Annotated in this window: 1 protein-coding gene; it reads right to left on the reverse strand. The window is 45.3% G+C overall.

From position 1 onward, the window contains the following. The coding region (locus FZC41_RS17085; RefSeq protein ID WP_148568656.1) for an IS1182 family transposase at positions 1 to 1,461 on the reverse strand (1,461 nt) is incomplete at its 3' end. Positions 1,462 to 1,537: the final 76 nt, after the last annotated feature.

Consider the following 1,537-nt stretch of genomic DNA (forward strand, 5'->3'; position numbering starts at 1 on the left):
AAAATGAAAAAACAGAATAAAACGTGAAGGCAACCCAAAACGCATTCGTTTTCGGTACAGCAGATTTGCCAGTTTTTTCATATTCAGGCATGCCAAAGTCAGCCCGATCTGCATGGCAACCCGGGCCTTCCCGACATACTGTGTATAGCGCATTCCGTGGTATTCCTTGGCCGAGCCAAAGACCCGTTCGATGGTTTCTTTACGCAGTTGGTATTCTTCTTTGCGTCCGATTGTGTGCCGGATTTCTTCGCACTGTTCCAGATAATCAGCCCATACGTGCCGGGTGACAACTTTAGTATGATTTTTGCTCTGGGTACACTTTTTCAGGTCTGGACAGTTTTGACAGATTTCAGGATCACTTTTGTATTCCCGGTAACCCTCCCGATTGGTTGTGCTGTATTTGAGAACCTGATCGTGAGGGCAGATGTAACAGTCGTAGTATTCGTCAAAGACATAATCCTTTTTATAGAAAAATCCATCTTTGGTATGCGGTCGGGTATATGGAAGGTTTGGCGTGATTCCGTCGAGAATCAGTTGCCTGACGATGGCCGGCGTTTTATATCCGGCATCGGCAACGATGGTTTGGGGGGCTTTTTCCTTCAGCCGGCGATACAATTCCCAGAATGCACTGCTGTCATGTTCATTGCCTGGACCCATTGTATAATTTGTAATCCAGCCGTTTCGGTCACAGGCACACTGAACACTGTAGGCAAAAACCGATTTGTGTTCTCCCTTGTGAAACCAGCCACTTTCCGGATCACTGGTACTTGTTTTCTGTTCTTTATACTCACCAGCAGGCTCTGTTTTACGATCACTTTGGTTCGCTTCATCCGATGCTTTTAGGTTGGCGGAATCATCCGGATCATCGGGCCCGTTTTTATCCCTGAGTGGCCTTTTTCCATGCGCTTCCCGATCTCGGGCAATTTCTTCCTGAAGGGCGGCTTCATAATGTCTCACCGTCTTTTTGACCAGGACATTTTTTGATTTCTTTCGATTGGCACGGGCTTTAACGTGGGTTCCATCAATAAACAGCGTTTTCTGATCAACGTAACCGGCCTTGACACACTGCTCCAGAATCTTCATGAAAATCTGCTCAAAAAGATCGGTGTCTTTAAAACGTCGGCTGTAGTTTTTTCCAAAGGTTGTAAAATGGGGAACTGGTTCATTGAAATCCAGACCCAGAAACCAGCGATAAGCGATATTGACTTCCACATCCCGGATCGTCTGTCGCATACTTCGAATGCCGCAGAGATACTGGATGACCGGCAGTTTAATCAGGACGACCGGATCCAGGCTGGGTCTTCCATTGTCCATACAGTATCGATCCTCTACCAGATCGTATATAAAATCAAAATCAATCGCTTCATCGACCAGCCTTAAAATGTGGTCTTTCGGTACCAGCGCATCCATTGTGACGATCTGTACCTGTTCTCTGATATCCTGTTCCCGTTTGGTTAACATAAGGTTTTCCTCCATTTGTTTTCTAATTTTATGATAAACCATGAACCTTGGAATAAGCTTTTTTGATTTCAAAAAA

The sequence above is a fragment of the Acetobacterium paludosum genome, assembly GCF_008086595.1.
Classification (GTDB): Bacteria; Bacillota; Clostridia; order Eubacteriales; family Eubacteriaceae; genus Acetobacterium; species Acetobacterium paludosum.